This is a genomic window from Tenacibaculum aiptasiae (assembly GCF_008806755.1).
GTDB classification, from domain to species: Bacteria; Bacteroidota; Bacteroidia; order Flavobacteriales; family Flavobacteriaceae; genus Polaribacter; species Polaribacter aiptasiae.
The window spans coordinates 544-2,724 of sequence record NZ_WAAU01000033.1 but is presented as its reverse complement, the minus strand read 5'-3'; the positions used below and the strand labels follow the sequence as shown (position 1 = coordinate 2,724).

Annotated in this window: 2 protein-coding genes; both read right to left on the bottom strand. The window is 31.6% G+C overall.

The window, feature by feature from the left end:
* On the bottom strand, positions 1-1,880 hold a 1,880-nt coding region (locus F7018_RS16490), incomplete at its 3' end, for a choice-of-anchor L domain-containing protein (protein WP_217701392.1).
* A gap of 93 nt (positions 1,881-1,973) precedes the next feature.
* Positions 1,974-2,181: T9SS type B sorting domain-containing protein (locus F7018_RS16485; protein ID WP_150901207.1), on the bottom strand; the 208-nt coding region annotated here is incomplete at its 5' end.

Genomic DNA, 2,181 nt, shown 5'->3' with positions numbered 1-2,181 from the left:
CTTACCCAAATAACATCACCATTTGTAACAGGATGTGCAGTGGTATTAGTTATTTCAGCAGTATTATTAATAGCATCATTTTGAGTAGGATAGTATTTGAATGTTTCATTAGCGTGATTAGCAGAAATATTCATTTGTGATAATGTAAGGTTGATACTTGTGTTTAAATCAGCATCAGTATCACATTGCCTAACAACTATAGGGTTATTTACTACTGGTAATGGATTTACAATTAAATTAAAAGATTTAGAAGTATCATTACAAGCAGGGTTATTTTTATTTTCTACCCTAACATAAATCGTTTGAGAATTAGCTGTGGCATTTCTGTATGGAGTGTTTTTATCAATTACGTCTGTGTTTTTATCTGTGTTAGCACCAGATAATGTAGTATGATAAGAAACTTCATAAGTTGCAGTAGGAAGCGTACCTAAAATTTCATTGTCTTTAGAGTTTAACAAGAAATTATTAAAGAAACCATCTGTGTCTCCACCATTAGCAGTATCATCACATTCTTCATAATCAACAGGCGTCTGTGGAATAGGTTGACCAAAAATTTGTGATTTAAAAGAAGAATCAACAAAGCAATTTGTTGCAGTTCTATTTCTAATTCTTACATAAATAGTATCATCAGCAGTATTATTTACATGGGTGGTTGGCGTTGTAATTTGAGTAGTGTATGCTGCATCTGAGTAAAATAATACTTCAAATGTTGTATTACTCTGACCTGCTAAAATTTCATTTGTTTTAGTTGTTAAATCTATATTAGTAGCTAAATTATTGCTGCATGTAGCAAGTGGTGTAATAGCAGTATTGTTTACAGGAGCAGCAGAAAATTCTAGGGTAACATCATCTTCGTCACTACAAGTACCTGTTGTAATTTTACAAGTATATTTACCATTACCTAAGTTGGCTAAATAATCTTTATTTGTAGCTCCTGGAATTATAACATCATCTTTATACCATTGATATGAATCAGCAGTAATATTAGAGGATAATAATTTTTCTGTTCCACAAACAGAAGTGTTTGTTGCTGATAAAAAATCTGTTCCTAAATTTAATCCTAAATTAAAACTTCCTTTTTCTAAAAATACTGCTGAATCTAGTCTATTATCTCTATTATCAGCAATAACTAATTTTATATGATAAGTGACATTAGGTTTCACTTTACCCTTAGCAGTTAGAATAGTTGTTCTTCCATCAAAATTAGTGTCACCTAGCTTATTGCCAGCGAAATAAGTAGGGTTGGCTGCTGCACAACCTCCACCACCAGAAATAGGACCGTGTACATTTGTTACACTTACAGGAGTTGTAGTACCAGGTAATACAGCTAAATTTGTATAAGTTGTTGTTCCCGATTCTCTTAACAAGAAAGCAAATCCATCAGCATAACTACAAGGATAATTATTTTGATATTCTTCGGATGCCATTAAATAACGAAAACTTATTTCATCAGATTTAGGAACAAAATCAAATTCAATAACACTTGCATCAAGTAAGTTAGGTTCTCCTAAAGAAGCTCCTAAATCAGCGTCATTATTTCCTGTGGTACCAGTATCTAAACTTGTAGTACCAACTTGTCCTATGGAATAAGCTTTACCAGTAGAGATAACAATACCTTCTTTAAAAGGAAATTTACTTCCAGGCTTGGCTTTAAAGTATCCATAACTTTTGTTTTGTGTATCAGTGGGAGCTCCAAAAACAGAAGAAGTTATGTTTGTAACTGTTGCACAACTGTTGTTAATTAGAACTTTTTCGATAAGATCTTGAGGAGTATATTCTGCTTCTGTTTGACTAGCAGTGTTTACTTCTATTGTTTGCGCTTTTAGGGAAAAAGAAGCAATAAATAATAATATAATACTTAGAGGTAGTTTTGACTTCATATTTTAAAAAAAGTATGTAACAAATAAAACAATTAAAAATCAGTTTTCCCTACTTTTAATCAAATAAAAAAGAGAAAACTGAAATAAATAAACTTATTTTCTTAAGATAGAGAAGTGTCCTTGATGTTGATGTATTTTTCCTTTTCTATCTACGAGTTGAATTTTAAACCAATAGTCGCTAGAAGGGAGTTGTTTTCCATTGTAAGTTCCATCCCATCCTTGACTATCTATAGGAATAATAGCTACAATTTTACCATATCTATCTACTACGGTAATGTTACTAGAAGGGTAGAAGCTAGAG